The sequence below is a fragment of the Streptomyces sparsus genome (genome assembly GCF_054776295.1).
Genome location: NZ_BAAHCA010000548.1, coordinates 1 through 3,327, shown reverse-complemented (window position 1 = coordinate 3,327; position 3,327 = coordinate 1). Strand labels below are relative to the sequence as shown.

General features: G+C 72.9%; 1 protein-coding gene. It reads left to right on the top strand.

Annotation, left to right across the window (positions count from 1 at the left end):
- Positions 1 to 3,327: amino acid adenylation domain-containing protein (locus ACYVE9_RS19980; protein WP_461029257.1), on the top strand; the 3,327-nt coding region annotated here is incomplete at both ends.

Genomic DNA, 3,327 nt, shown 5'->3' with positions numbered 1-3,327 from the left:
CGGGCCGCCGCCGTGGCCGAGGCGCTCGTCGCGCGGGGCCACCGACCGCACCAGCGCGTCGCGGTGGTGCTGGAGAAGAGCTGGGAGCAGGTCGCGGGGGCGCTCGGGGTGCTGCTGGCCGGTGGCACCTACGTCCCCGTCGAGGCGGGCCAGCCCGACGCCAGGCGCAACAGGATCATCGAGTCCGCCGGGATCGGCCTGGTGGTCGCGCACAGCACGGTCGGCGCCGAACTCCCCTCGGGCGTCGGCCGCGTCGACGTGGACCGGCTGCCCACTGCGGACGCCGCTGCTTTTGAGGCGGTGCCGGTCGACCCGGGCGACTCGGCGTACGTCATCTTCACCTCGGGCTCGACCGGCGAGCCGAAGGGGGTGGAGATCAGTCACCGTGCGGCGGTGAACACCCTGGCCGACGTCTGCCAGAGGTTCGGGATCGGCGCGCGCGACGTCGCGCTGGGCCTGTCGAGCCTGGGCTTCGACCTCTCGGTCTTCGACGTCTTCGGCGTCCTCGGCCGAGGCGGCACCCTGGTGCTCCCCGACCCGGAGCGGCGCAGCGACCCCTCGCACTGGGCCGAGCTGATCACCGGGCACGGCGTGACCGTGCTGAACACGGTGCCGGCTCAGATGATGCTGTTGGAGGAGTACCTGCGCGGCGGCGACCGCGACTGCGGGAGCGTGCGGCTGGGCATGATGTCGGGCGACTGGATACCCGTGACGCTCCCCGACGCCGTCCGCGCGCGCCTCCCCCAGGTGGAGCTGTACAGCCTCGGCGGCGCGACCGAGGCGGCGATCTGGTCGATCGTCCACCCGATCGGCGAGGTCGATCCCGCGGCGCCGAGCATCCCGTACGGCACTCCGCTTGCGAACCAGCGCTTCCACGTCCTCGACGCGGCCCTGCGGCCCAGCCCCGACCTCGTCGTGGGTGACCTGTACATCGCCGGCGCCGGCCTCGCCGAGGGCTACCTCGGCGACCCGGAGAAGACCGCGGCCAGCTTCTTCGAGCTGCCGGACGGCGAGCGGGTCTACCGCACCGGCGACCTCGCCCGCTATCTGCCCGACGGCACCCTGGAGTTCATCGGCCGCGACGACCGGCAGGTCAAGATCCGCGGCCACCGCATCGAACTCGCCGAGGTGGAGTCGGCACTGGCCGCCGACCCGCAGGTCGACGCGGTGGCGGTGACCACGCAGGGCGAGCGCAACGACCGCAGGCTGGTCGCGTTCGTTGCGCCCTCGCCTGCCGACCCGGCCGACCAGACCGTGGACGCGACCCTGCGGCCCGAGGTGCTCGCGGCTGCCGACGAGATCCGCGACGGTGTGGACATCGCGAGGGTGGTGGAGTTCGCGGCCGTGCTCGACGACGCGGCGCTGCGCCGCATGGTCGACGTCCTGCGCCGGGAGGGAGTGTGGCCGGACGCCGTGACGCGCCACAGCACCTCCGAGATCATGCGGCTGGCCCGGGTGGCGCCCAAGCACGAGCGGCTGGTGCGCCGCTGGCTGGCCGCCTGCGTGGAGAACGGATACCTGGACCGGGCCGAGGACGGCACCTTCGGCTGCCTGCGCCTGGTCTCCCCCGAGGACGTCGAGCAGGCCTGGGCCGAGGTCGACCGGCTGCTGCCGGAGGCCAACGACCGCCCCGAGCTGGTGGACTACTTCAAGCTCGCCGCCGCCCACCTGCCGGAGTTGATGCGCGACGAGCGGGACCCGCTGCGGATGCTCTTCCCCGAGGGCGACCTGAGCATCCACGAGGCCGCCTACATGGAGGGCTTTCTTTCCCGCTACCTCAACCGGCTGGCCACCAGCACCGTGCTGGGCGTGGCCCGGCGCAACACCTCGGACCGTCCGCTGCGGGTGCTGGAGGTCGGGGCGGGGGTCGGCGGCACCAGCGTCGACACCATTCCGGCGCTGGACGGCGAGAACGTCCGCTACACCTTCAGCGACGTGTCGCAGTTCTTCCTGAACAAGGCCGGTGAGCGGTTCGCGGACCACCCCTGGGTCGACTACGCGCTCTTCGACTTCAACGAGCCGTTCCGCGAGCAGGGCGTCAGGCCGAACTCGGTGGACGTCATCCTGTGCGGCAACGTCATGCACTACGCGAAGGACGCCCAGGCGGTCCTCCGCCGGATGCGCGAGGCGCTCGTGCCCGGCGGGTGGCTGGTCTTCATCGAGACGACCCGCGACAACTACCAGATCCTCACCTCGATGGAGTTCCTCTTCGACGCCACCGCCGGGGACTTCCAGGACGTGCGCCACGGCAAGGACCAGACCTTCATCGGCCGCCACCAGTGGTACGACCTGCTGGCCGAGGCCGGGGCCGAACTGGAACTGTGCGTCCCGGCGCCGGAGGACGAGCTGGCCCGCATCGGGATGCACGTCTTCGCGGCCCGCTTCAAGACCGACCGCGAACCGGTCGACCCCGAGGAGCTCACCCGGCGGCTCGCCGAACGGCTCCCGGCGGAGATGATCCCGTCGCGCTTCGAGATCCTGGACGCGTTGCCGCTGACCGACAACGGCAAGATCGACCGCGCCACCCTGGCCGGATGGGCCGAGCAGCACCGCACGGCAGGGGCCCCGGCCGCCGGGCAGGACGTGCGCGAGGCCGGCGAACTGGAGTCGAGCGTCGCCGGGGTGTACGCGGAGGTGCTGCGCGAGTCGGATGTCCCGCTCGAAACCAACTTCTACACCCTGGGCGGGGACTCGCTGCTCGCCGCCCAGCTCGTCACGGCGCTGCGCGAGCAGGTGCCGGCCGCGGCCGAGGTCTTCTTCGACGAGTTGCTGCGCGAGCTGCTGGGCGGCGCGTCCGTGCGCGAGCTGTCCGCCTTCCTCCAGCAGGGGCAGGACGGGACCGAGCAGAGCGGGGCCGGCGACGAGCTGGCGCTGACCGGAGCGGCGGACGCCATCGGCAACCCGGTGCACGTGCTCGTCGGCGACGGTCTGGGCGGCAACGCGGAGCGGCTCGCCGCGGGCCTCGGGGCGATCGACCCGGTGGCGGTGGTGCCGCCGGTGCGGGTGACCGAGGGACAGACCCTGGACGACGTGGCGCAGGAGATCGTGGCGAAGGTGCGGGCGCTGAGCCCGGGCCCGTTCCACCTGGTCGGCGCGCACAGTGGGGGCGTGCTGGCGCTGGCCGTCGCCCAGCAACTGGTCGAGCTGGGCGCCCCGGTGTGCGGGCTGACCGTACTGAGCAGCTACCCGCTGCCCGCCACGGTCCGCGACGACGTCCTCGAAGAGGCGCTGTTCTGCCTGGACCGCGGGCAGGACCCGGCCGCCCTGGGCTACCCGGACGTCACCGCGCTCGGGTCGGCGCTGGCCGCGCTCGCCCCCGCCGGCGAC